The 26,107-nt window shown below is 37.0% G+C and carries 30 protein-coding genes; 28 read left to right on the top strand and 2 right to left on the bottom strand.

Features of this window, described 5'->3' with window-relative positions:
- The first annotated feature begins 190 nt into the window (after nt 1-190).
- The 10 genes from RCH56_RS04340 to RCH56_RS04295 all read left to right on the top strand — a co-directional run bounded on the left by RCH56_RS04340 (nt 191) and on the right by RCH56_RS04295 (nt 7,134).
- Nucleotides 191-664, top strand: a complete 474-nt coding sequence (locus RCH56_RS04340) for a ribonuclease domain-containing protein (RefSeq protein WP_306483766.1) — start codon at nt 191-193, stop codon at nt 662-664.
- The gene (locus RCH56_RS04335; RefSeq protein ID WP_306483765.1) at nt 661-915 is read left to right on the top strand and encodes a barstar family protein; all 255 of its coding nucleotides are present in this window, start codon (nt 661-663) and stop codon (nt 913-915) included. Before RCH56_RS04340 ends, RCH56_RS04335 begins: the two co-directional genes overlap by 4 nt.
- Nucleotides 916-921: 6 nt before the next feature.
- Complete coding sequence (locus RCH56_RS04330) at nt 922-1,272, top strand: GntR family transcriptional regulator (protein WP_306483764.1); 351 nt, start codon at nt 922-924, stop codon at nt 1,270-1,272.
- A complete protein-coding gene (locus RCH56_RS04325) occupies nt 1,265-1,966 on the top strand; it encodes an ABC transporter ATP-binding protein (RefSeq protein ID WP_306483763.1) in 702 nt (233 codons plus the stop codon). Before RCH56_RS04330 ends, RCH56_RS04325 begins: the two co-directional genes overlap by 8 nt.
- Nucleotides 1,963-2,697 (top strand): hypothetical protein, encoded by a 735-nt coding sequence (locus tag RCH56_RS04320; RefSeq protein ID WP_306483762.1) that lies wholly within the window; start codon nt 1,963-1,965, stop codon nt 2,695-2,697. The genes RCH56_RS04325 and RCH56_RS04320 overlap by 4 nt, the downstream gene beginning before the upstream one ends.
- Nucleotides 2,698-2,706: 9 nt before the next feature.
- Nucleotides 2,707-3,450 (top strand): NAD-dependent protein deacylase, encoded by a 744-nt coding sequence (locus tag RCH56_RS04315; RefSeq protein WP_306483761.1) that lies wholly within the window; start codon nt 2,707-2,709, stop codon nt 3,448-3,450.
- Nucleotides 3,440-3,811 carry an MJ0042-type zinc finger domain-containing protein gene (locus RCH56_RS04310; RefSeq protein ID WP_306483760.1) on the top strand — a complete coding sequence of 124 codons (372 nt, stop codon included), beginning with the start codon at nt 3,440-3,442 and terminating at the stop codon, nt 3,809-3,811. Before RCH56_RS04315 ends, RCH56_RS04310 begins: the two co-directional genes overlap by 11 nt.
- A gap of 238 nt (nt 3,812-4,049) precedes the next feature.
- Nucleotides 4,050-5,231, top strand: a complete 1,182-nt coding sequence (locus tag RCH56_RS04305) for a coenzyme F420-0:L-glutamate ligase (RefSeq protein WP_306483759.1) — start codon at nt 4,050-4,052, stop codon at nt 5,229-5,231.
- A gap of 107 nt (nt 5,232-5,338) precedes the next feature.
- Nucleotides 5,339-6,199: a YitT family protein gene (locus tag RCH56_RS04300; protein ID WP_373690234.1), complete on the top strand. Its 861-nt coding sequence runs from the start codon at nt 5,339-5,341 to the stop codon at nt 6,197-6,199.
- A 104-nt stretch (nt 6,200-6,303) separates the two neighbouring features.
- Nucleotides 6,304-7,134, top strand: coding sequence for a hypothetical protein (locus RCH56_RS04295; RefSeq protein ID WP_306483757.1), 831 nt, complete (start codon nt 6,304-6,306; stop codon nt 7,132-7,134).
- A gap of 222 nt (nt 7,135-7,356) precedes the next feature.
- Here the strand turns inward: RCH56_RS04295 and rd (RCH56_RS04290) are convergent, their stop codons facing one another.
- Both rd (RCH56_RS04290) and rd (RCH56_RS04285) read right to left on the bottom strand, forming a co-directional pair.
- Entirely contained in the window at nt 7,357-7,515 is a 159-nt protein-coding gene (gene rd / locus RCH56_RS04290; protein ID WP_015778392.1) for a rubredoxin, read from the bottom strand.
- A 172-nt stretch (nt 7,516-7,687) separates the two neighbouring features.
- Entirely contained in the window at nt 7,688-7,846 is a 159-nt protein-coding gene (gene rd, locus RCH56_RS04285; protein ID WP_004833839.1) for a rubredoxin, read from the bottom strand.
- Nucleotides 7,847-7,980: 134 nt separating this feature from the next.
- Here rd (RCH56_RS04285) and RCH56_RS04280 point away from each other — a divergent pair, with 134 nt between their 5' ends.
- The 18 genes from RCH56_RS04280 (at nt 7,981) to RCH56_RS04195 (ending at nt 26,044) form a co-directional block, all read left to right on the top strand.
- Nucleotides 7,981-8,364, top strand: coding sequence for an ATP-binding protein (locus RCH56_RS04280; protein WP_306483756.1), 384 nt, complete (start codon nt 7,981-7,983; stop codon nt 8,362-8,364).
- Between the two features lie 131 nt (nt 8,365-8,495).
- Nucleotides 8,496-10,319, top strand: a complete 1,824-nt coding sequence (typA, locus tag RCH56_RS04275; RefSeq protein ID WP_306483755.1) for a translational GTPase TypA — start codon at nt 8,496-8,498, stop codon at nt 10,317-10,319.
- Between the two features lie 8 nt (nt 10,320-10,327).
- A complete protein-coding gene (locus RCH56_RS04270; protein WP_306483754.1) occupies nt 10,328-10,972 on the top strand; it encodes a hypothetical protein in 645 nt (214 codons plus the stop codon).
- Entirely contained in the window at nt 10,973-11,617 is a 645-nt protein-coding gene (locus RCH56_RS04265) for a redox-sensing transcriptional repressor Rex (RefSeq protein ID WP_306483753.1), read from the top strand.
- Entirely contained in the window at nt 11,618-13,537 is a 1,920-nt protein-coding gene (gene abc-f, locus RCH56_RS04260; RefSeq protein ID WP_306483752.1) for a ribosomal protection-like ABC-F family protein, read from the top strand.
- 49 nt (nt 13,538-13,586) lie between these two features.
- Complete coding sequence (gene amaP, locus RCH56_RS04255; protein ID WP_306483751.1) at nt 13,587-14,126, top strand: alkaline shock response membrane anchor protein AmaP; 540 nt, start codon at nt 13,587-13,589, stop codon at nt 14,124-14,126.
- Nucleotides 14,127-14,129: 3 nt separating this feature from the next.
- The gene (locus RCH56_RS04250; RefSeq protein WP_306483750.1) at nt 14,130-14,420 is read left to right on the top strand and encodes a DUF2273 domain-containing protein; all 291 of its coding nucleotides are present in this window, start codon (nt 14,130-14,132) and stop codon (nt 14,418-14,420) included.
- 15 nt (nt 14,421-14,435) lie between these two features.
- Nucleotides 14,436-14,888, top strand: a complete 453-nt coding sequence (locus RCH56_RS04245) for an Asp23/Gls24 family envelope stress response protein (protein ID WP_306483749.1) — start codon at nt 14,436-14,438, stop codon at nt 14,886-14,888.
- A 149-nt stretch (nt 14,889-15,037) separates the two neighbouring features.
- Complete coding sequence (locus RCH56_RS04240; protein WP_306483748.1) at nt 15,038-16,261, top strand: AI-2E family transporter; 1,224 nt, start codon at nt 15,038-15,040, stop codon at nt 16,259-16,261.
- Between the two features lie 8 nt (nt 16,262-16,269).
- Nucleotides 16,270-16,614: a hypothetical protein gene (locus tag RCH56_RS04235; RefSeq protein WP_306483747.1), complete on the top strand. Its 345-nt coding sequence runs from the start codon at nt 16,270-16,272 to the stop codon at nt 16,612-16,614.
- Between the two features lie 165 nt (nt 16,615-16,779).
- Nucleotides 16,780-17,556, top strand: coding sequence for a hypothetical protein (locus tag RCH56_RS04230; protein ID WP_306483746.1), 777 nt, complete (start codon nt 16,780-16,782; stop codon nt 17,554-17,556).
- 1,166 nt (nt 17,557-18,722) lie between these two features.
- The gene (locus tag RCH56_RS04225) at nt 18,723-18,941 is read left to right on the top strand and encodes a FeoA family protein (RefSeq protein WP_015778379.1); all 219 of its coding nucleotides are present in this window, start codon (nt 18,723-18,725) and stop codon (nt 18,939-18,941) included.
- Complete coding sequence (locus RCH56_RS04220) at nt 18,942-19,169, top strand: ferrous iron transport protein A (protein WP_015778378.1); 228 nt, start codon at nt 18,942-18,944, stop codon at nt 19,167-19,169. It begins immediately after the preceding gene.
- Complete coding sequence (gene feoB, locus RCH56_RS04215; RefSeq protein ID WP_306483745.1) at nt 19,166-21,316, top strand: ferrous iron transport protein B; 2,151 nt, start codon at nt 19,166-19,168, stop codon at nt 21,314-21,316. The genes RCH56_RS04220 and feoB overlap by 4 nt, the downstream gene beginning before the upstream one ends.
- A gap of 67 nt (nt 21,317-21,383) precedes the next feature.
- A complete protein-coding gene (locus RCH56_RS04210; RefSeq protein WP_306483744.1) occupies nt 21,384-21,554 on the top strand; it encodes a FeoB-associated Cys-rich membrane protein in 171 nt (56 codons plus the stop codon).
- Between the two features lie 184 nt (nt 21,555-21,738).
- Nucleotides 21,739-22,170: a flavodoxin gene (locus tag RCH56_RS04205; protein ID WP_306483743.1), complete on the top strand. Its 432-nt coding sequence runs from the start codon at nt 21,739-21,741 to the stop codon at nt 22,168-22,170.
- Complete coding sequence (locus tag RCH56_RS04200) at nt 22,170-22,721, top strand: DUF3793 family protein (protein ID WP_306483742.1); 552 nt, start codon at nt 22,170-22,172, stop codon at nt 22,719-22,721. The genes RCH56_RS04205 and RCH56_RS04200 overlap by 1 nt, the downstream gene beginning before the upstream one ends.
- Nucleotides 22,722-23,836: 1,115 nt before the next feature.
- Nucleotides 23,837-26,044, top strand: coding sequence for a SpaH/EbpB family LPXTG-anchored major pilin (locus tag RCH56_RS04195; RefSeq protein ID WP_306483741.1), 2,208 nt, complete (start codon nt 23,837-23,839; stop codon nt 26,042-26,044).
- Nucleotides 26,045-26,107: the final 63 nt, after the last annotated feature.

Here is a 26,107-nt window from a genome sequence, read left to right as displayed (position 1 = left end):
CCTTCGACCTCATGTTCCCAAAACACGCGCGCTACCAAGCTGCGCCACACCCCGTCATCAACTGACTATTATAGTATACGATATATATTTCTTTTTGTCAAATCTTTTCTGCGAAATTTCAAATATTTTCTAAAATTTCTTCATCTCCTCCAAGAGAATCTGTTATAATGATACCATAAGGAGATGAAAAATGAAAGTCAAAAAGTATTTTTCTTATCTTTTAATCATCCTAGCATTGATTTTTACATCTTGTAGGCTCACGAATGATAAGGATGTTAAGATAAGTGATAAGGTAATAGAAGAAAATATAGAAGAAAAAGAAAAGAGCCTAGATGAGGATGGCTCTTACTATAGCTTGGAGGATGTTTCCTCATATCTTGTAGAATTTAAACATCTTCCCCCAAACTACATCACCAAGAAGGAGGCTATGGATTTAGGTTGGTCTCCTAAAGATGGAAATTTGTGGGAAGTTACGGATAAGGCTGTGATCGGTGGGGATTATTTCGGAAACTTCGAAGGAAATCTCCCAGAAGCTGATTATAGGGAGGCTGACGTTAACTACAAGGGTGGAAGACGAGGATCTGAGAGAATGATTTTCGATGAAGATACCAATATCTACTATACCAAGGACCATTACGAGACATTTGAAAGGATAAATCCATGATTAATATTGATGCGAATTTGTTTACTAGCAAGGAAAGATTTTACGAGATTTTAAATGAGAATTTCGATTTTGATTATAAGGTAGAAAACCTAGATGCCCTTTTCGACCAGCTTATTTACGTCGACGCTTCTTTTAGGATAATCAATTACAAGAAGATTTTCACAAATCTGGGCGACTATGGGGATAAGTTAATGCGTGTTTTCCTTGATGGGGTTAAGATGTACGATTTGGATATAGATTTTATTAGTTGAGGGCTTATGACTTATAGGACAAAACAAGAACAAATCAGAGATTTTATTGCCTTAGAGATTATTTCTGGCAAACTTAAAGATGGCGATAAGCTTTATGCTAAGAAGTTTTTTACAAACAAGTTTAAGGTAAATCCAAGCTACGTAGATCTTGCAATATCTAGCATGATTAGGGCGGGTTTCGTCTTTGAAGCTATTGATTATTATTATATTATTGCAAATGATGATATTATAAGAAGGCTTAAGGATGAGTTTTCCAATAGATTTATCAATGAATTCTTGGATAATATGAACTCGCTTGGTCTTGATTACGATAAAGCCCTAAGGCTTTTGGAAATGAGAGGTATGGCCAATGGATAAGATTATTACAATTGATAATTTGACAAAAAAATACAAGGGTACCCTCGCTATTGATGATTTAAGCCTTGAGATAGAAAAGGGTAAGGTCGTTGGTCTCTTAGGTCCTAATGGATCTGGTAAATCGACCCTCCTTAAGCTTATAGTAGGTCTATTGAAAAAGGATTCTGGAAAGATTTTAATCGATGGGAAAAGTCCTGGTATCGAGACTAAGTCTATGATCTCATATTTACCAGATTCATATTATCTTTATGAGAAGCTTACTGTAAGGGAGACAATAGATATGTATGGAGATTTCTACAAGGACTTTGACAAGAGGCAAAGTGATAAGCTCCTTGATTATCTGAGCATTCCTCGTGATAAGATGACCAAGGATCTGTCCAAGGGTCTTAGGGAAAGGCTTCTTATTAGCCTTAATTTATCAAGAGATGCTGATATTTTCATAATGGATGAGCCAGTAGATGGGGTAGATCCAGTTGCCAAACAGGCAGTAATCGATATGATTATAGAAAAGATGGGAAGGGATAAGACTTTTATTATAACGACCCACCAGATAGGCGATTTGGAAAATCTCTTCGAGGATATCATCTTTCTAGATAAGGGTAAGGTCCTTATGCACAAGGATGCGATTTCTATTAGAGAAAAAGAGCAAATGGAAATTTCTGATTATTACAAGGAAGTGTATGGCTTATTATGAGAAACTTTATCAAATACGATTTAAAAACTAACAAGACCTATATTTTTACTATCTTGTTGATCCAACTTGTAATCATGCTTTCTATAATCCTTGTCAAATACTTTGTAGGCCTAAGCTTTTTTCTTAGGAATAGGCTTATAACAGATATATTATTTATATCAAGTATAATATTTTTTGTAGGAGTGAATTTGATTTTTGTAATCAACTTCCTTTACAAGGATTATTTTACGCAAAGAGCGAGGCTTACCTTTAGTCTACCAATTACTACGAGTGCCTTCCTTTTGGCGAAGATTTTAGGCCTAGTAGCCTTTTATCTAATAAGCGGGCTTATTTTTACTATGAGCCTTTATCTTTTAGGCTACAATATAGGAGGGGATTTCATCTACTATATGGTCTTTGGTCTATTAGTAGATATCTTGTTAGGTCAAGTTTTGAATTTGAATATGGCAAGGACTCGTTTTTTGGGGAAAGTGTCTTGGATTTTTATGGTTATCAACTTAACTTCCATAATCATACCTATCATAATCATAACCCAGTTTTCAGCTCTTGTGCTTGTAGATGGAGCTCTTTTAAGATATCCTGGCATGGGACTTGCCTTTATCTTTCCCTTTGCTATTGGAGAGGGAGGACTTTACAAGATAATAACTCCTTTAGTTTATTACGTCCTTGTAAATATAATTATGTTTTTAGCAAACAAAAGCTATATCGATCAGAAGCTAGATTTATCATAGGAGGATCTCATGGAAGAAATTGCTAAAGTTAAAGAATTAATCGAAGATTCTAATAATATAGTGTTTTTTGGAGGAGCTGGAGTATCGACAGCATCTGGAGTGCCTGACTTTAGATCAGCTACAGGTCTTTATAATAGAGAAAATTCCTCCAAGTATTCGCCTGAATATATGCTAAGTCATGAGTTTTTCGTAGACCATCCAGATGAGTTTATGACTTATTGTAAAAACAATCTCATGCTTGAAGGTATAAAGCCAAACAAGGCCCATCTTGCTCTTGCAAAACTCGAGAAGATGGGTAAGCTTAAGGGAGTTATAACCCAAAATATAGACAGCCTCCACCAAGAAGCCGGAAGCAAAAATGTAATCGAACTTCACGGCAATCTCCGTGATTATTACTGCACCAAGTGTGGCAAAAGCTTTGACCTTTCTTATGTAAAAGGCTTTGCTGATGTGGTAACTTGCGATGCTTGTGGAGGCCTTGTCCGTCCTGATATAGTTCTTTACGGCGAGGGACTTGATCAAAACAATATTAGCTATGCAGTTAATCTTATAGCAAATGCCGATATCCTAATAGTAGGAGGAACTTCCCTAGTAGTATATCCGGCGGCAGGATTATTGGATTTCTACAATGGTAATAAGCTTGTTTTGATTAACAAGGACCCAACCAGTAGGGACGCCAGGGCTGATTATGTGATAAAAGGAGACATATCCAAGATTATGGATGATTTAGTTGAGGATTTAGATGAAAAATAGAGCAGGAATTGATGAATACGGAATATTTTTGATTTGGTCAGGAATAATCCTAAGTGTAATATCCTATTTTGTAAACTCTTCCGTCCTAAGCGGACTTTCTATGCTTTTAGTAGCCTACGCTCTTTTTAGAGTTTTATCTACTAACAAGTATAAGAGAGTAGCAGAGAATAGGAAATTTAAGGAAAAATTCATCGACCCAATCAAAAGCGAAATAAAGACACAGAAGAAAAATAAGAAAGACCAGGACTTTAAGTATATAAAGTGCCCATCTTGCAAACAGGAGCTTAGGATTCCTAAGCATAAGGGTAAGATTAAGGTCAAATGTCCGAAATGTAAACATAAATTTGATGCTAGAAGTTAATTTTAGCATCTTTTTTTAGAATTTATAGATAATTTTGACATCGTTTTACAAAAGAACAGGAAATACTAGTAAAAATCATAAATCATTGGATAGCTTTCGTTTGTCCAAGGAATATAAAAATTCTTATTTACTATTTTCCTTTACTAGAAAAAACTTGAAAGTAAGGCGAAATTCTTTATTAGGCTGTATTGTAATGGATATTTAATTATTGTATAATTCAAACGAAAGGGGAATGAATATGGAAAGAATAATTGGAACAGTATCAATGGGACTTAGAGCCCCAATAATCAAAGAAGGCGATGATCTAGTAACTACAGTTTTCGATGTAGTAAAAAAGGCAAGTGATAAGAAAGATATCACTCTTCGTGATAAGGATGTGGTTTGTATCACAGAATCTCTCGTTGCTCGTGCCCAAGGAAACTACGTAACAATAGATGACATCGCAAAAGATATAAACAAGAAGTTCGAAGGAGATGAGCTAGCAATCCTATTTCCAATCTTAAGCAGAAATAGATTCTCAATTCTCTTGAAGGCCTTTGCCCTAACAGGAAAGAAACTTCACATCTGCCTATCCTACCCACAAGATGAAGTAGGAAACTGGCTGATAGATGAGATGGACCTCTTTAACTCAGACGTAAACCCTTACCAAGACGTGCTCGACATGGATGAGTACAAGAAGCTTGCAGGAGATTACAAACACGAGTTTACTGGTATCTCTTACCCAGACTTCTACAAGGAAATTGCACCAAACTCAGAAATTCATTTTCTAAACAATCCTGTAGATGTCCTAAAATTTACAGATCAAGTCCTAGTATCTTCAATTCACACAAGAAATCTTGTCAAAAGACAACTTGAAGAAAATGGGGCCAAAAAAGTACTAAAACTCGATGAGATTATGACTGAATCAATCGACGGTTCTGGCTTTAACGAAGATTACGGACTCTTAGGATCTAACCTATCTACAGACGATAAAGTAAAACTTTTCCCAAGAGACGGACAAATCTTCGTAGATAGCTTACAAAAAAGACTAGTAGATGAATTTGGCAAACAAATTGAGGTTATGATCTACGGTGATGGAGCCTTCAAAGATCCAGTAGGAAAAATATGGGAGCTTGCTGATCCAGTTGTTTCCCCAGCATTTACAGATGGCCTAGTAGGTACACCTAACGAAATCAAAATCAAATATATAGCCGACACAGAGCTAAAAGATATTTCTGGCGAAGAAAGAGATAAGGCTATGAGAGAAAAAATCACCCACAAGGCTGATAAGTTGATTGGTAAAAACGAAACCCTCGGTACAACTCCAAGACAAATTACAGATCTTCTAGGATCTCTCTGCGACCTAACAAGTGGTTCAGGAGATAAGGGAACTCCAATCATCCTAATCCAAGGATATTTCGACAACTATTCAGATAATTAAAGGAGATAAAATTGCAAGAAGGTCCTTGCCCACAAGAAAAAAAACGCAAGTATTCCATTAACTCCTATATAGAAGATAGGAATAAGAGAATATACAACCATGACCCTATGAGTAAGCAAAAGAGGATATTTCTAATGAGTTTCGCAGCAATCTTTATGGCCTGCGGAACCCACTTTTTCAAATATCCTAACAGCTTCGTAATAGGAGGAGTCGAGGGAATGAGTATCATAGCGAGTATGTTTGTGCCTTTCACTAGGCCCCAACTTACTTTGTTTATCAATCTAACCCTCCTTGCCATTGCATTTTTCATCTTGGGTAAGAAGTTCACTCTAAGGACCGGCTATGTTGCAATCCTTAACTCACTTGCTGCCCTAGCCTTAGATAAGATTATCCCAATCGATGGGACTCTTACGGATAATACCATGCTCGAGCTGTTTTTTACCCTCATAATGAGCTCGGTAGGATCTGCTATCTTGTTTAACATAGCAGCAAGCTCTGGCGGAACTGATATCATCGCCATGATAGTCAAAAAATACACCCACCTTGAGGTAGGTAAGTCGCTTCTTTTCGTAGATTCGCTCTTTACCCTTGCTTCAATTTGGGTATTTGGCATTGAGATTGGACTATTTTCTATCTTTGGTCTCCTTGTCAAGGGACTTTGTGTAGATATAATTATTTCATCTATGAACCAGGCCAAGATGTTTATAATCATAACATCAAAGACCGAGGAAGTAGGATCGTTCATAAAAGATGATCTAAATAGGTCTGCGACCGTAATCAATGCCAAGGGCCTTTATATGGGAAGGGATTTTACAGTCTACCTATGCACTACAAGCAAGATGGAAGCACCTAAGTTTAGGATATTTATCAAAAACATAGACCCAAAGGCCTTTATAACAGTCCTCAACACATCGACAGTTATGGGCAAGGGCTGGTATCAAACAGATGAATTGTCTGACAATAATTAGAGCCTTTGGCTCTTTTTTCTTTTAGAAGCTTGTTAAAATATGTGAGAAATTTGAGTATTATGCTTTGTGAGTGTAAGATATAAGTAAGAGATTGTGGGGAAAATATGAGAAAATATAAAAAAATCCTCCTTGGTCTAGCCCTTAGCCTATCGCTTATTTTTTTGTCTGAACAAATTTCTCTAGCCGATGAAAAAAGCTCAGAAAGTTCTACAGGAACAGAAACTAGCGAATCCCAGGGTGAGACTGGGGAAGAAAAAGATAAATTAATAATTACAGAAGAGCCTAGTCAAATTGCTGATCCTCCTGAAAAATCAAAGGGAGAGACCAAGCTAGAAACTAATGAGACTAATGGTGATAAGGGCAAAGCGGAAGAAGAAGAGCCCAAAGAAAATCCAGATCAAGTAAAGGGTAAAGAAGGAAGTAAAGAGGAAAAACAAAAAGAACCTCCTGCCGCTAAGGAAGTAGCGTCACCATCTAAAGAAAGTACAGCGAAAACTAAGCTTAGTCCAAAATCCGAAATAAAAGAAACTAATAAGCTTGAGAAAAAGGTAGAAACAAGTGAAAAACCAAAGGCAGAAGTAAGCTCAGATAAGGCCCAAAGTAACAAAACTTTAGAAAAAGACTCTGATACAAAAACAGATGATGTGCCAAAGGCTAGAACAGATCAAGCTGAGCCTTATACAGAAAATTCAAAGAAAGATTTAGGGTCCAATACCTATCTAGAAGATCAAAAAAATGAAACTCTAGTTCTTGAAGTCGGTCCAAATGATAATAAGGATAAGAATAAAGATATAAATCTTAAGACGAAAGCTGAACTAAAGGATGAGGGATCAGGTGCAGATAGGATCTATATCCATCTTGTAGGTGTCTTTGCCCTAACTCTTATGGCTGTGATTTTGATAAAAGTCATAAAGACCAAAAAGAAAGAAGCATAAGCTAAGGGGTTGTTGCAAAACTATGAATAATCATCGTACCATCGTTAGAAGGTTCTCTTAGGAAATTTTCAGTGATGCCTGCCGGCTGATGGAGGCAAAATTTCCGTGGAGGTTCTTCTAACGATAACGGTACGATTTATTCATTCTGCAACAGCCCCTTTTTCTATGCCTATAATTAAATCTTTACAAAAAAAAGAGGGCTAGGCCCTCTTCAAAATTATCTTATTCTTGTGCTTCGAACATATCTTTTGTAGCGCCACAAACTGGGCAAACCCAATCTTCTGGAAGTTGGTCGAATTCTGTTCCTGCTTCAACTCCGTTGTCTACATCTCCTTCAGCTGGATCATAGATATATCCACATGCTGTACAAACATATTTCATATTAGAATATCTCCTTTCATTCAAATTACGCTTTTATTATACCATATTTTAAGGAAAATAACATCGTTTTCTTAAGGAAGATTTTCCTAAATTATAGCTTATATGTTTATTATTAAACTAACTTTAAAATGAGCGTAAGAAAAGGGAAACGCGAGGCTTCCCTTAAAGTCTTTTATTCTTGAGCTTCGAACATGTCTTTGCCAACACCACAAACTGGGCAAACCCAATCTTCTGGTAGTTGATCAAATTCTGTACCTGCTTCGATACCGTTGTCTACATCTCCTTCAGCTGGATCATAAATGTATCCACATGCTGTACATACGTATTTCATATTAGAATGTCTCCTTTCATTCGCTTTATGTTTATATTATACCACTATTTGGAAATTTTAAACATTGTTTCTCAATCCTTTTACCAGTGAGTACTTTTAATACTTTTGGGTATTAAAAATATAGGGAGAGCAAAATGGATATCATACGACGTCAGATGAACACAGACATCAATTCTATAAAACAATTTAATAAGGATGCAATTGATCTTGCGAGAAAAACTTTCGATGATAAGGATCTTATCTTTAATATTAGACTTATCCTAGACGAGCTTATCATAAATTCCTATAAACATGGAAACAAGAAGGTCTATGACAGAAAGATTAACTGCCTAGTCCTAGTAGATGAAAAGTATTGCCTAGTAAAGGTCAAGGATGAGGGTTGCGGCATACCTCTAGAAAACGAATCCGATTTTTACTCAGATCATGGTAGGGGACTTATGCTAGTTAGGGCAATCTCTGATAGCCTAATCATAAAAGAAAACGCAATAGCTGCGTTAATTTTTAATAAAAAGATATAAATTAACAAAAAAATTGCAAATATATGTATTTAACATCCGAAAAAGGATGTTTTTTTGTCGTTTAATATTGATAAGATATTAACATGGGATATAATATATTGATAGAATTTGTTAGAATGAAAGAAGGTTTTATGAAAAGAGAAGATATTAGAAATGTAGCCATTATAGCCCACGTTGACCATGGTAAGACAACCCTCGTAGATGGTCTGTTGAGGACTAGTGGTTTATTTAGAGATAATCAAGAAGTAAATGAGAGAGTAATGGATTCAAACACTATCGAAAAGGAACGTGGAATCACAATTCTTTCCAAAAATACTGCAGTTTTTTATAAAGATAAGAAGATTAATATAATAGATACTCCAGGTCACGCCGACTTTGGTGGAGAGGTAGAGAGAGTCTTAAACATGGCAGAGTCCGTTGTCCTTGTAGTTGACAGCCACGAAGGACCAATGCCACAAACAAAGTTCGTCCTAAAGAAGGCAATCGAGCTAGGTCTTCCTGCAATTATCTGTATCAACAAGGTAGATAGACCTGATCAAAGAATCGACGAGGTAGAAGATGAAATCCTAGATCTTTTCATAAGTCTAGATGCGGATGAGTCTTACTTAGAAAGTCCTTTTGTCTATGCATCAGCCAAAAACGGTTGGGCATCAAATGAGAAAGGAACTATAAAGGAAGATATGACAGACCTACTCGATACTATTATAGACTACACCCCAGCCTTTGAGGCAGAAGAAGATGCTCCATTCAAGGTCCTTGTTTCTACAACGGACTACAACGAATACCTTGGAAGAATCGCAATTGGTAAGGTAGAAAGCGGTGTGATTAAGAAAAATGACAACGCAGTAATCACCAACTACAACGACAAAGACAGACACCTTAAGTCAAAGATCGTTACAATCTACGAATTTGATGGCTTGGAGAGAAAGGAAGTCGAAGAATCTAAGTTTGGTTCAATCGTTGCTCTTTCTGGTATGGAAGATATCAACATCGGAGATACTATAGGAACAGAAGAAGATAGCGAGCCAATCGAGTTTACCAAAATTTCTGAGCCAACCCTATCTATGACCTTTTCTGTAAACGACTCACCATTTGCAGGTCGTGACGGAAAATATGTAACAAGTAGACACCTCAGAGACAGACTCCTTAAGGAAAAAGAAACAGACGTTTCCCTAAGAGTAGAAGCTACAGATACAACAGAGGCCTTCAAGGTATCAGGCCGTGGCGAGCTCCACCTTTCAGTTCTTATCGAAAACCTAAGACGTGAAGGCTATGAATTCCAAGTTTCAAAGCCAGAAGTTATGTTTAAGGAAGACGAAAACGGAAAGAGAACCGAGCCAATCGAAATTGCGACAATTGATGTAGACCAAGAATATTCTGGCTCTATCATAGAAAAACTCGGCCGTAGGAAGGGCGAGATGATCGATATGAAACCATCAAGCTCAGGATATAACAGACTAGTCTTTAGAATCCCTGCAAGAGGCCTTATTGGCTACAGGACAGAGTTTATGACAGATACCAAGGGTACAGGTATCCTTAACTCAGAATTTGAAGGATACGACCGTTACAAGGGCGATATGGAGACAAGAAGTGTAGGAAGCCTAATAGCAAGTGAGACAGGAATTGCTACAGCCTACGGACTAAATTCTGCCCAAACCAGAGGTCAACTTTTCATCGAACCAAGTGATGAGGTCTACGAAGGACTTGTAGTTGGAATGAACGCCAAGGGACTCGACATAGATGTGAATGTCTGCAAGAAGAAAAAGCTCACCAACACTCGTGCTAGCGGAAGCGATGATGCAATAATGCTAACACCTGCTAAGAAAATGTCAGTAGAAGAGATGATGGAATTTGTAGAAAAAGACGAGCTAATCGAAATTACACCAAACCACCTAAGAATTAGAAAAAGAATTCTAGATTCAAACCTAAGGTACAAATCAAAGAAGAATAATTAGAGGTTCTTATGATAAAAACGACCGAGAGAAATCTAAGTTTTATGATTGCTCTGGCAACAATTTTAGTTTTTGCCCTAACTCTTGTCGGAGTTTTTGTAAACAACGCCTTAATAGGGCTCTTGTGGAACGGGCTATTTCTAATAAGCTGGCTTATGATGCTAGCTTTTGGCCTTATCGTCCTATTCGATAAGAAGGCCTTTAGCTTTTCCATACTTACTGGAATACTTACAGGCCTGGCCTTTTTCGCCCTAAGCGCCCATGCTCTTGTAATTCTAGCAAGATTTATCCCGCAGCTTTCAGAAAATATAATCTTGCCAAATATAGCTTTACTAAGACATAGTCAGATGATTTTCTATACGTCTTTGATACTTGTTTATTTTATTCATATTATAAATTACATAAGGCTAAATCCCCAAAGACATCTCAAAACTGGCCTTGACCTTGAAGACGAAACTATAGAAGAAGATAAGTCAGAAGAAGTAATGGAAACTGAAGATTCAAAAAACACTGAAGGAAAAATTCCAGAAAATAGGGACAGGGACCTAAGCGAGGAGGATCTAATGATCCTAAACTCCCACAAGGATCCCCTAGATTTTCTAGAAGATATAGACGATAAGAGTGGAAGCACAAATAATGAAGGAATGGAGGAATAAATGGCTAAGCAAAATATTTCATTATCAGTAATCAAGAGGCTGCCAAAGTACTACAGATACCTTGAAAGCATCAACGAAAAAGGAATAATCAGAGTTTCTTCTAAGGAACTATCAGAGATCACTGGCCTTACAGCCAGCCAAATCAGACAAGACCTAAACCATTTCGGTTGTTTCGGCCAACAAGGCTATGGTTACAATGTAAGTGAGCTAATCGATGAATTATCTAAGATCATTGGAGTTGACAAGAAATATTCCATGGTCCTAATAGGCTTCGGTAATATAGGACATGCTCTTTATAAGTATAGATCATTTAGAGACCTAGGCTATGAATTTAAGGCCGTGTTTGATAAGAATCCTGAGCTTGTAGAAGATACTACAAGTGATGAAGTAGAGATTTATAATGTAGATAAGCTAGAAGATTATCTAAAGGATAATCAAGTAGATATAGGAATTATCGCAACTCCAAAAGAAGCTGCCCAAGACATAACAGACATACTCTGTGAGGGTGGAGTTAAGGGGATTTGGAACTTCTCTCCAGTTGACCTTAAGGTTACAAACAATGTCGTTATAGAATCAGTTCATCTAGACGAGTCCCTCTTTACCCTAACCTACTTTATGAATTCTCCAGAGGACTTTATATTTTAGATGAATGTCCTAACAGCATCTAACCTTGCCAAATCCTACCCTCTAAAGGATATCTTCTCTTCGGTAAGCTTTAGGATAGAAAAGGGAGATAAGGCAGGTCTTATTGGGGCAAATGGAGCAGGAAAAACTACTCTATTTAATATCCTAACTGGAGAGATAAGCCCAGATTCTGGAGAGATCTATATAGCGGGTGACACCAAGGTGGGTTATCTAAAACAAATCCTAAGTCTCGATACAGATATGACCATCTACGAATTTGTCCTAGGAGCCTTCAAGAACCTCCTTGCTATCGAAAGAGAGATGAGAGAGCTTGAAAGACAAATGGCAGTGGAAGAAGACCCAGATAGGCTCGATACAATAATGAAAGCCTACACGGAAAAAAGCGAGAAGTTCGCTGATAACAATGGCTATGCTATAAAAAGTGAAATCGAAGGGACCCTTACGGCCATGGGCTTTTCTAGGGATGAATTTGATAAGAATATCTCTGAGCTATCCGGTGGACAAAAGGCCAGGGTTGAACTTTCTCATTTAATCTTGGAAAAGCCAGACCTTATCCTATTGGATGAGCCGACCAACCACCTAGACATAGGGGCTATTCGTTTTTTGGAAAACTTCGTCAAAAACTACAAGGGCTCCGTCATAGTCATAAGCCACGATAGGTATTTCCTTGATAATACTGTCAACAAGATATTTATGATGGAAAATGGACACCTAGAATCTTATGATGGAAACTATACGACCTTTATGGCCAAGAGGAAAAAGGATCTTGAGGTAAGGATTCATCAATACAAATCTCAACAAAAAGAAATTGAAAGACAAGAAGAAATCATAGATAGATTAAAAAATTTGGGAGGTTCCAAGAGAAAAAGGGGGATTTCTCAATCTCGTTCTAGACAAAAACTCTTAGATAAGATGGAAAGAATCGAAAAGCCGGTAGAGCTAAGAGATACCATGCATCTAAAGTTTACCCCACGTATCCAATCAGGAGTGGATGTCCTAAGGGTAAAGGACCTCGAAAAATCCTACGGATCAGATGAGATTTTCTCAAACATCTCCTTCGACCTCTACAGGAAGGAAAGATGCGCTATTATTGGGGAAAATGGTGTAGGAAAGACCACCCTTTTTAGGATAATCATGGGAGAAGAGAGTAAAAATGGGGGAGATTTAAGGATTGGTCAATCTGTAAACATTGGCTACTTCGACCAAGAACAAAAGTCTCTTGATCTTGATAATACGATCTTTGAAGAAATATCAAAGACTTATCCTATGCTAACTAACTATGAGATAAGATCCTACCTTGCCAAGTTTATGTTCTATGAAGATGACATAGATAGGACTGTTGGAGAGCTTTCCGGTGGGGAGAGGGCGAGGATTTCCCTTCTTAAGCTTATGATATCAGATACCAACTTTATCTTAATGGATGAGCCGACTAACCACCTTGACATTGATAGCAAGGAAATCCTTGAAGATGCCATCCTAGACTATGAGGGAACAGTCCTAATCATAAGCCACGACAGATATTTCCTAAACAAAATAGCCGTGAAGATTCTCGATATGAAAAACGACGGTATGGTTGAATATCTGGGAAACTACTCTTATTATGAGAAAAAACTTCGCGAGATGAGCCTAGAAGATGAAAAGAAGGAAACTCTAACTAAGACTGAAATCAAAAAACAAAGACAAAAGGAAAACATCAAAAAAAGCGAGCTTAGAAAGATTAAAAACGATATAAGAGATATCGAAAATCGCTTAGAAGAAATAGACGAAGAAATCAAGTCCTTGACAGAGCTAACCTTATCGGAAGGATTCTACGATGACAATGAGAAGGTCGGAGAAACCTTCGCCAAAATCAAAGAACTTGAAGAGGAAAAAGAAGGGCTAGACCATACTTGGTTAGAATTAAGTTTAAAAATAGAATAAAAAAGATTAAAGCACCTTTTAGAGGGTATGTATATACTAAGGAGGGCTTATGGGAACATTTAAAAGAGTAATATTTTCCGTAATGACTGTAGTATTGATCCTCTTGGGTGCTATTTTTCTATCAGTAGGACTCATGAAGCTTGATATGCTATTTGACATCCTCTACTATTTACAAAATCCTAACGTAAGAATTGGAGTTATGGTTGTAGGCGGACTACTTTTGTTATTTGCAATAATAGTGATAGTTGACCTAATCGTATCTTCTAATAGCGACTACGAATATCTCAAAGAAGACGAGGAAGGATCTGTCTTAATCAAGAGAAACTCCCTCGAGCATACTGTAAAGACTGCCGTAGAATCAAAAGGCTTAGAGGCTTTACAGGCAGCGGTAGAGATATTATCGAAAGATGAGAAAATCAATGCAAAAACTAAGGTTCAAGTTGGCGCGGGTAGGGACTTAAGTCTCTTATCAGAGGAGTTAAAATCTGAAATAAGGAAATCCTTAACAGAGCTTACAGGAATTGCCGACGTCAATGTAGATGTACTTTTTGAGAAGAGTGAACCTAGTTTGGAAGGAAATAAGAGGTAGTAGATGGACAATTTAAGAAATGAAAATCAAAAAGGATTCACTGTCTATGACCTGGAAATGAGGAGAATGGATAGGGAAGATGAAGAGAAAGCCAAAAGACAAGCTTTCTACAGGAGAAATAAGGCAAAATTAATAACTTGTATCTTGGGCATCCTTACCATCTTTTGTCTATTTAACTTCGGGTTTTTTAGAACTTTAGGAATTTACATTGTAATGTTTATAGCTTATACTATTGGTGCCTATTTTGATAGGGACGTAAGGTATATTAGTTTTTTGAAAAGATTTTTTAGATAATAATAGGAGGAAATTATGACAGAAAAAAAAGACAGAATTGAAGAAATTAACGACGGTAGAGAACTAGAATACGAAGAAAGCAAACTTATCATTGAAGATAAGGTAGTTGCTAAGATTGCAAGAATCGCTATCAATGGTGTTGATGGTATCCTTGAAATGAAAGGAAACATAGCAGATTCTATTGGATCTTTCTTCTCAGGACGTGAAGAACAATCAACAGCAGGCGTAAACGTTGAAGTTGGCGAAAAAGAAGCCAAAATCAACCTAGATGTAATTATCGAATATGGTAAAAACGCTACAAGAATCTTCAATGATATCAAGAAAGCTGTAACCAACAATGTCAAAGAAATGACAGGACTTGATGTAGTAACTATCAATGTTGATGTTGTAGATGTTATGACAAAACAAGAATACGAAAAGAAAAATAGAGAAAGCAACAAAGAAAGAGAAGAACAAAATAGATACTAATTGACAGTCTCTTTGGACTTATGCAAATAGCCTTGCTGACTTTGCTTTAAATAGGCTTGATTAAAATCATGACCTAGAATTTAAGGCGAAAGAAATCAGTAGGGTGGGCTTTATGCTTTGCATGAGTCCTTTTTGTTTTAGGAGCATATATGAAAGAAAAGAAATTTTTAGACGAAAAAACTAGACCCATATTTAAATTGGGCTTTTTACTCATATTAATATTTTTCGGCTTTTGGTATATAGATAGCGTAAAGGGCGCACTCCTTACTACATACTCTGTCCTAAGACCTATAATCTATGGCTTGGTCATCGCCTTTATAATAAACCTACCTATGAATTTCTTCGCTGAGAAGCTATTTCATAGATTTATCGACAAGGATAATCACAAGAAGTTAGTACCAGTCCTTTCCTTGATTCTAGCTTGGATAATGTTTTTCGCTATAGTGACTTTAATCCTTACAGTTTTGATCCCAGAACTAGCTAATGCTATAACTTCGCTTATAGACAACATTCCGGTATTTTTCGATAGGCTAATCGAATATCTAAACGAGCAGAGGCTCTTTAAGGAGGTAAGTGCAGAGATTAGTGCAAAGATTAACAGTCTAAATATAGACAACTTCACTAGTGAATTGAGAAAGTTCTTAGATGGGAAGAATTGGGGCCTTCTTAACAAGACCTCATCAATCCTAAACTCAGTTTCCCAAACTATAATGACCATAGTAATGGGCTTTATCTTCTCCCTTTATGTATCCCTTAACAAGAAGGACCTCCAAACCAATACCAACAAAGTCCTCCTTGCCAACCTCAAGGAAGAAAAGGTAAAACAAATCAACTATGTAGCTAAACTTTCCTATAATTCCTTCTCAAGATTTCTAGAAACGAGACTTTTGTCTTGCCTAAGTCTTGGAATAATTTGCTTTATAGGAATGATAATACTAGGACTACCAATGCCTGCTATGATAGCGATTCTAGTTGGAGCTCTTGACATCATACCATATTTTGGACCAATAATAGCAACGGCTGTTGGAATGATTTTAATCTTCATCCAATCACCAGCCCAATCCTTGGTATTTCTAATCTTTGTCCTAGCCATCCAACAAGTTCAAGAATCTATAATTTATCCATTAGTTATAGGCAAACACCAGGGGCTACCAGCCATTTGGATTTTCCTTTCAGTATTTGTTGGAGGAGGCCTATTTGGTATATTCGGTATGCTTGTATCCATGCCGATAGCTACAGTAATCTACACCCTTGTAGAAGACTCTACCAAGAGGAAGCTCAAAACAAAAGAGATTAGTGAAGAAGATGTAAGAAGCCTAAATGAAAAGTCCTACGAAAGTATGCGAGAAGAAAAGATGGATTTTAAATTCTAGGAGGGAATATGAATAGGGAAAAAGAATTAGAAGAAGCCTTAGAAGCGGCAAGGATTGTCCTAAGAGATACTTACTCCGCTCTTAATAGCCTAGAAAAGGCTAACAAATGGTCTTTTCTTGATATCTTGGGCGGAGAAGGCCTTATGAAGAGAAAATATATAAGATCTGCCAACAGGGCAATTAATGAGCTAAAACATGACATAGAAAGACTAAAAAAGGAGTTAGGTGATATTAATATCGACCTACCAGGAGAAATCTCCGACAGCCTTTCTGATAATATGTTCGATATATTCTTTGACAATATCTTCACCGACCTAAGGGTAAGATCTGAAATCAAAGGAAAAATCAATTAACTAGTCGAATTTAGAGATATGGTACAATCTCTTATCCAAAGACTTGAAAGAGAAATATAAGAGATATTCCACGCTTTAAGTAAGCGTGGAGTTTTAAATTCACCAATTAGTAGGAGAATCCTTTTTTATGTTATAATATTAAATAGAAAAATAAAAGGAGACAGCATGGAATTTTCACCAATACCAATATCAGACCAGAAATTCTTAAACTTTATATTTATAGGAATCCTAGCTGGCAAAAAGCCAGTAACAGCTATGTTTGCCACTAAAGGCAACACCCTAATCCCTCAAAGCCTTGCAGATGAAATCGACCTTGACTATATAGACAAAGAGCCAATTGATCAAAGGACAGGCTTTAGAAGAGCAAAACTATCCACAATGGCCATAGGAGGTCTTAAGCTTATAGATGTGCCTGTTGTAGTATGCAAAGACGAGATAGCAGATCTAGGAAAAGATCCTTCAGGAAACAAATTCCCAGCAGATATGATCCTAGGGTGGAATATCATAAGCCAACTTGTCTTTAGAGGTGACCTAAGAAAGGGCAGGATGGAAGTACAAAGCTCAGATCTTAAAAAGAAAAACTCAAAAAGTAAGGAAAACTTCCTAGTATTTAAGATAATCTGTAACAAAAGAACCTACAAGGCAGCCCTTGACACCTCTCTTCCATTTACAAGAATCTCAGAAAATATAGCGAAAGGCATCAAAATCGAAAACAAAGACATAGAACAAACTATCCAAATGTTAGAAATTGACGAAAAAGAAATAAACTACGAAAGCAAATTCTCATTTAAGATAGACGATAACACAATATCAGTCCCATCAACCAAAACTGACCCAGCCCTAAACGACGAAGAAATCCAAATAATCTTCGGAGCAGACCTACTAAGAAGCACTTCCTGGGCCCTATACAACCCAATGGGTTACGTGCGAGTAAACAAATAAAGATACAAGAGGAGAAGCAAAAACTTCTCCTTTTTGAGTGGAAAATTATAAATAACATTCTCAACAAGGTTAAAGTGAGGGAAGACCTGAGCTTCAATTACCCTTATATAAATATTTCCCCTTATATCTAATAGTCTTGGCTACAATTAATAAATCCCCCATACCCTTATGTCGACCGGAGCGAAGCGAAGTGGAGACATCTCACTGAGTAATCACCTCTAATGGAATTGTCACAGTGAGCGTAGCGAACTGATGAAATTCCTTAATCGAGGCTTTGCGAGTATGAGACGAAGTCGAATCCGCAAACTACCGTCGAACGAACGTGAGAGGTCTACAGTCTAAGACGACATGTAAATATCACGTAACAACTTATCTAAGCAAATATCCCAATAGCCGAGGCTTCTCCACAAGGTCGAAGCAAGGGAATAGTGGTACTCATATAAAAGTAAATCATGCTATTCCTTTTATATCTAATGGTCCTTGCCATAATTAAAAATTCCCCATTACCCTTATGTCGACTACACCCCCCCTTATGTCGAGCGAAGTCGAGACATCTCACTGAGTAACCACCTCTAATGGAATTGTCACAGTGAGCGTAGCGAACTGATGAAATGTGCCGGACTGTCGGGCTTCGATTTTTGGAAAAAATCGAATAAGTGGGACTTATTTGAAAAAATAAGTTCCAAGAACTCGAAGAGTTCACAATCGAGGAAGCCCTCGCCATGGGCCACTGTTTTGCAAAACAAAATAGTTTAGTATCCTTTGTTAATAATAACAAAGGATAAAAGAACGATGAATATCGTTCAAAGTTAATAAGATAAAGGTCAAGCTATGCTTGTCCTGAATCCGAAAACCACCGTCGACCGGAGCGAAGCGAAGTCGAGATATCTCATAATCACAAGGTTTCCCTTATGTCTAGCCTGGTCGAGACATCTCGCATCCATTACAATTTAAAATAAAATTCCTTCCTAAATCATGGTAAATCAAGGCCTCAACCCATATAATGTAGGGGCTAATACTATGAAAATAAAAATTATTTTCTTTTGATATTGATTATTGTTTCGTTTTGTGATATATTATTAGCAGATAATAAACAGAGTAAATTTTAGATATATTATAATATATCTAAAAAATGTTTGTTGCTATAAAAATAGATTGGAGTTATAGTGCCTGTAACATTATTAAATGAAGGTGAAAAAGCAGAAATAGTCGCCATCAAGGGGACAGATTCAATTAGGAAACATTTGAACAATCTTGGTTTTGCGAAGGGCAGAATCATTAGCTTGCAGAAATTTGATGGAGTAAACTATATTTTCGTTATCGATGACAACCGCTTTGCTCTAAGCAAGGATTTGGCTAAACGAATTATGGTTAAGGAGTGTTAAATGAATACATTAGATAAGACAGAAATAGGTAAGACTGTCAAAGTAGTAAAGATTTTAGGAGATTCCCCAACCAAGAGGAGAATCATGGATATGGGTCTTACAAAAAACACTGAAGTTTTTGTAAGAAAGGTAGCTCCCTTAGGAGATCCTATCCAAGTAAGCTTACGTGGATATGAGCTTACTATTAGAAAAGAAGATGCGAAGAATATAGGGGTTGAAGAAATATGACTTACAAAATAGCATTAGCAGGTAACCCAAACTCTGGAAAAACTACCCTATTTAATGCCTTGACAGGTTCAAACCAAAGAGTTGGTAACTGGCCAGGGGTTACAGTAGATAAGAAACAAGGAGTTTTGAAGGGCCACAAAGATATAATCATAGAAGACCTTCCTGGCATCTACTCTCTTTCTCCTTACACAATGGAGGAAGTCGTAAGTAGGGAATATCTTGTAGGTGAAAGACCAGATTTAATTATCAACTTAGTAGATGGTTCAAATCTTGTTAGAAACTTATACCTTACAAGTCAACTATTAGAGCTAAACATCCCAGTTGTCATCGCTCTTAACATGATGGACATTGTAAGAAGTAGGGGAGATAAGATTGACGTAGACAAGCTTTCAAAGAGGTTAGGCTGTCCTATTGTCGAGATAGTTGCCATGAAAGGCCAAGGTGTTGATAAGCTTATTAGTGAGACAGTTAAGCTTAAAGACAGAGATATTAAACCAAATAGCTTGGTTTTCGACGATGAACTTGAAGAAGTTTTAAGTAAATTAGAAAAAGATTATTCAAACAAGTTAGACAAAGAATTATCAAGATATTATGCAATAAAATTGTTTGAAAATGACGAAGAAAGCATAAGCCATCTCAATATCGACTCAAAAGATTTAAAAGAAGTTGCAAAAATTAGAGAAGACTTCGAAGAAAAGATGGATGATGACGCAGAAAGTATAATAACTTCCGCAAGATACGAGAATCTCGAAGATTTGTCAACAGCTGTCTTGGTCAAGGCAAAACCAAAATTATCCATAACTGACAGGATAGATAAGATCGTTACAAGCAGAATTTGGGGACTTCCAATCTTTGCCCTAGTGATGTTCTTAGTTTATTTCATGGCAGTTTATGAGAAAAGTCCAGGAACCTTAGGAACAGATGCCGTAAATGGTCTCTTTGAAGAAACTATAACCCCTTGGGTATCAGGTCTAATGGATCAAGCATCAATCCACCCAGTAATCCACTCCTTAGTAACAGATGGTATCATCGCAGGTGTGGGAGCTGTACTTGGATTCTTGCCACAAATGATGGTCCTATTTGCCCTCCTAAGCATACTAGAAGACATAGGATACATGGCAAGAGTGGCCTTCATCATGGACAGAATGTTTAGGAGATTTGGCCTATCAGGAAAATCATTTATCCCAGCCATGGTTGCTACAGGATGTGGAGTTCCAGGAGTTCAAGCATCAAGGACTATCGAATCTGATAGGGACAGAAAGATTACAATAATGACTTCGACCTTTATGCCTTGCTCAGCAAAACTACCAGTAATAGCATTAATCGTTGGAGCCTTCTTCCCAGAACACCAAGCCCTTGTTTCCTTCTCCTTCTATATGATAGGTATAGCAAGCATAGTAGTATCTGGAATCATATTGAAGAAATTCAAAGAGTTACAAGCAGATCCTGCTCCATTTATCATGGAACTACCTCCATACCATGCACCACGTGCTAAGTCAGTGCTTACAGATGTCTACAACAAGACAAAGGCTTACGTTAAAAGAGCAGGAACTGTAATACTCCTTTCAACAATTATAATATGGTTCCTATCAAACTTCGACTTTAGTCTTAACCTAGTAGAAGCTGAAGCAGAAACATCAATACTAGCAAGATTAGGATCAGCAATTGCCATAATATTTAGACCAATTGGTTTTGATTCATGGCAGGCAACAGTAGCAACAATCACAGGCTTTGTAGCCAAAGAAAATGTAGTTGCTACAATGGGAGTTGTCCTAGGATTAGGTTCAGAAGTTACAGAAGAAAGCCAAGAACTCTTGATGGCCTTCAACCACGCCCTAGCTACTCCAGTAGCTGGATATTCCTTCCTACTTTTCAACATGCTATGCATGCCATGCTTTGCAGCAGTAGGAGCTATCAAGACAGAAATGGCAGATAACAAATGGACAGCACTTACCATATCCTACCAAATGGGCTATGCTTACCTAGTAAGCTTGATATTCTACAATATTGCAAACCTAATATTATACAGAATATTCAACATAGGAACAATATTTGGATTTGCTGGACTAGCTTTACTAATCTACCTAATGGCTAGAAAACCATCACAAGAAAAGAAAAACATAAACTATGAAAAATCAGTAGCTTAAAGCTATCAGAAAAGCACATCTCCTCGCAATCATATATTGTGGGGAGAGGGAGCTTAAAGGAGATATCATGAACATTCAATCAATAATTTTACTAATAATAATCCTCGGCATATGTGCCTATGTGATTTACACAAGATTTATATCAGCAGATGGTCATGCAGGATGCAAAGATTGCACAGCTTGCAGCTCATCAAATCACAAAAAAAATAATCACACTTCTTGTGGTTGCGGTTCCTAGAAGTTCTTACATAAGGACATAATAATCGCAAAATAATAAGACCCACCAAGAGGTAATTTCACAAAACTTAAATATTAATTTATAAAGAATGTAAATTTTTTTACAAGAATACTGATAAAGGTTATCACTATCATCGATTAAGATGAGGTTAACATAAAAATAATAAACATTAAAGGAGAAAATTATGGCAAAAGTAGCAGTAGTATATTGGTCAGGAACAGGTAACACAGAAAAGATGGCAGAAGAATTTGTAGAAGCAGTAAAGGCAAATGGTAGCGAAGCAGAACTATTTTTTGCAGGAGAATTTAGTTCAGATAATATTTCTGACTTCGATGCCTTCGCCTTTGGATGTCCTGCAATGGGAAATGAACAACTAGAAGACGGAGAGTTTGAGCCAATGTTTGAAGAAGTTGAAGACAAGCTTGACAACAAACCAACAGTCCTTTTCGGATCATACGAATGGAACGACGGCCAATGGATGTATGACTGGCAAGAAAGAGCAAAGGATGACGGAATTAACCTAGCAGCAGACGGCCTAATTGCCTACGATGATCCTGACGAAGAAGCTCTTGAGTCAGTGAGAAATCTCGCCAAAACTCTTCTAGAGAAAATCTGATGCAGGAAGATCTCTTAGTCTTTCATGCATCTCCGGTCCTATGCGGGATAAAGGCAGCCAACCTCTTCCAGATTAGATCAACCGACCTTGCTTATGTAAGAAATGTAATAAAGTCTTGGGAAGAGGCCATCAAGCTATGCCAATCTTGCGACCTAAAGTTTAAGCTTATAGCCAAGAAGGAAAAAGGATTCCTAGTACTTGCTTACAGAAAAAGTAAACTTGAGACCATCCTAAAAGATGAAGAAATAAAAACTTTCATAAGAAACTTTGGTTACGATGATATAAATCTCGCCAAATGCCTTAACAGGCTAGCAATAAGACTAAAAGTCGACGACTTCCCTCACGAAATAGGCCTCTTTCTTGGCTACCCCCTAGATGATGTAAAAGCCTTCATCAAAAACAAGGGCAAAAATTTCATCCTCAACGGAACATGGAAAGTCTACTACGATGTTGAAAGAAAAGGACAAATCTTCAAAGCCTACAAGGAGAGCAAAGAGAGATGCAGGATGCTAATAAAAAACGGAGGCCACATTCATGAACTAGTTGGATAAGAAAAAAACAAACATACTATAATATTAGAATAACAAACTGCCCAACTTCTAGGGCAGTTTTCCTTTACCTGAAAATAAAAAATTCTAGGAATTAAAGTATAGATATCTTAAACAATCACCCTACAGCACGATACTTCTCCACAAGGTCGAAGTAAGGGAATTGTGGTATTCACATAAAAACAAGCTATGCTATTACCCTTGTATTTAATGGTCCTGGCCACTGTTTTGCAAAGCAAAATAGTGTAGTATCCATTGTTAATATTAACAATGGATAAAAGAACGATGAATATCGTTCTATTAAAAAAAGATGAAGCGAAGCTGAGCCCGCAAACTACCGTCGACCAAGGTCGAGACATCTCAAAGAAAAACAAGCAAAAAACAAAAAAAGGTAAAAAACCTTTAATAAAACTAAAAAGAGCCAATTTTACTAAAAAATAAAGTAAAAAAGACTAACAAAATTTCTACAAATCTGTTATAATAGTAGTAACAGATAGTAGGCTATTAATGACCTAGGGCAGAAAACCTGCCAGCTCGATAAAAATCGAGCTATCGAATCTTTACCTTGCCCATAAGGAAAGATAAAAGAAAAAGACAATTGCATGAAAAACAAAGCCAAAGAGACTTCTCCACAAAGTCGAAGTAAGGGGAGGCTTAAGCTTCATAGAACGCTAAGCAAAACAGCTCCTTATACGAAAGGTAAGTAGAGGAACTTGCAAACCCCAATGTCGACAGCACCCACCCTTATGTCTAATGGTTCTGGCCACAAAGAAAAAATCTACCATTACCCTTATCCCGACCAAAGCGGAGGGATCTCATACAAACTGCAATTACCCTTATGTCGACCGAAGTGGAGACATCTCGTTCGACGAACCAAAAGGAAAATCATGTAAAAGTCAAACAATCATGTATGTAAACTCCACCAGGTGGAGATTATATAAACACAGCTGGGTAAGTTTGTGAAATCAGCGGAAGAAGCCCCTGTCATATACAGGAAGGCAGACTCCAAAGAGGACACCGACAAGCCCATTGCCTGATTGGTTGGTAGTCAGGTAAAAGGGGAGCCTATTACATAGGTTATACCAACAAAATTGAAAAATAAGAAAAAGGAGAGAGATATGAAAAACAAATTATTTTCAATTTTCACAGCACTAGCAATGGTCCTAGGAATCCTAGTAGCTCCATTCACAAGTGCTCAGGCGGCTGATGACGATGCTGCACCAACTGGTACTCTATCGGCAGACCAATTAGTTGCAGAAAAACCAGCAACAACAGAACTAGTTATCAATAAGCTAAAAGCTAAAGGATACAAAGAAGGTGCACCATGGGCTCACAATGGTGGACAAATTGGAAAAGACGACCTAAAAAAATTAGGTACTGAAGTAGAAGGTCTTAAAGATGTACAATTTACTATTTACAAATTATCTGACAATGTAGACCTTGAAAACATGGTTGCTAATAGAGGAAAGTACAAAACAGAAGCTGATCTTAAAAACCTTCCAACCTTAGATGGACAAAACAACGGAACAGCAACTAAGGAAGCGACACAACCAGCAAAAACTGATGAAAATGGTCAAGCTACAGCAAGTTTAGCTGAAGGTAAATACTGGGTTATTGAAACAAGCAAACCAAAAGACGTTACAGGTGCTATAGCAGTACCATTTGGTATCACACTTCCACTTATGAATAGTGAAAAAGTTGGTGAGCACGAAGTAGGAACTATGTACCTATCTAAAGTTTATGTTTATCCAAAAAATACTACTGGTACACCAAAGATTGACAAAAACTTTGATATTGAAAAAAATGGTGATGTTGCAGGCATCACAGAAGATGAACTAATCAGCGATACTAAAGATCTTAATATTGATACAACAAACAACAAAAGAGATAAGTCAACGGCAACTAAAAATGTTGGTGACCAAGTTCCTTACAAAGTTGTAACTGAAATTCCGCAATCATCTGACTATAAAACACTAAGATGGACAGATAGCATGGACAAAGGACTTTCTTTCGACAATGGAAGCCTAAAAATAAAATTAGGCGACACAGAATTAGTTAATACTGAAGAAACTACTTACTTTACTCTTATAGAAGATAATCACGGATTTGTATTAAGATTAGCTGAAGCTGGTCTTACAGCTGTTAAAACCGCAGCAAAAGATGCTGACGCAAAAATCACATTAACTTATACAGCTACACTTACAAAAGAAGCAGAAGTTGATACAGCACAAAAGAACGACGTTAAGTTAGACTACAGCAACCACCCAGGCCAACACCAAGACCCTAAAGAAGGTAATCCAAAAGAAGGCAAGATTGAAGTTAATAAATCTTGGGCAGTTGACGGTACAGAAGTTACTGAAGGAGATAAAACTGTAGAAGTTGAATATATCCTTCAAAAGAAAAATGGCGAAAAATGGGAAGATGTAGAGTCAGTAACTAAAAAATATGACAACAATAATGTACAAGATTCATTTAAACATGAATTTGCAGGCCTAACAGATACAGATACTTACAGAGTAGTGGAAAAAGTATCTGGATACGCTCCAGAATATACATCCTTTGAAAATGGTGTAGTTCAAATTAAGAACAATACTACAACAGACACACCAGACCCACTTGACCCATCAGAACCAGGTGTAGTTTACGGTGGTAAGAGATTCATCAAGACAGCAGAAAAAGACACTGAAAAATTATCAGGTGCACAATTCTACGTTAAAAACAAAGCTGGTCAATACCTAGTAGCAGCATTCCAAGATGAAAATGCAGTAAACCAAGCTAAAGCAAATAGGGATAAAGCACTAAATGCTTATAACGATAGAAAAGATGATACAAATAAAGATCAACTTAAACAAGCATTTGATCAAGCACAAAAGGCATACTTTGATGCATTTGAACAAAATAAATCAAAATATACCTGGGCTGACGCAGTAGATGGAAAAGCTCCACAAAATGCTATAACACTAACATCTGGTGAAAAAGGTGAATTTGAAATTATTGGTCTTGCATACAACAAATCAAATGAAACATACTTCCTAGAAGAGTTCCAAGCTCCAAAAGGATATGCTATAAATGAAAAAGAAATTCCATTCACAGTAGCTAAATATTCATATGAAGGTACAAAAGATGGTACTAATAAAATAGACAAACCTGAACACTTAGATTACACAAAAGTCGGTGATGCCAAAGTATTCGGTCAAAGAATCAAGAATAAGAACTTAACAATCCCACAAACAGGTGGTATTGGTTCACTAATCTTCGTAGTAGCAGGTCTTGCTATTATGGCAGGCGCATACGTAGCATACAGAAAGAGCCAAGCTAGAGCTTAAGAAACAAGGGCTCTTTGTCAAATCGTGTTGGTAAATAATAATCAACCAAATTCTTAATCAGGG

Origin of the sequence: Anaerococcus sp., assembly GCF_030825785.1 — a bacterium.
GTDB lineage: Bacteria > Bacillota > Clostridia > Tissierellales > Peptoniphilaceae > Anaerococcus.
Note: the sequence above shows the minus strand (reverse complement) of the source record. Positions and strands in the feature narration are given on the sequence as shown.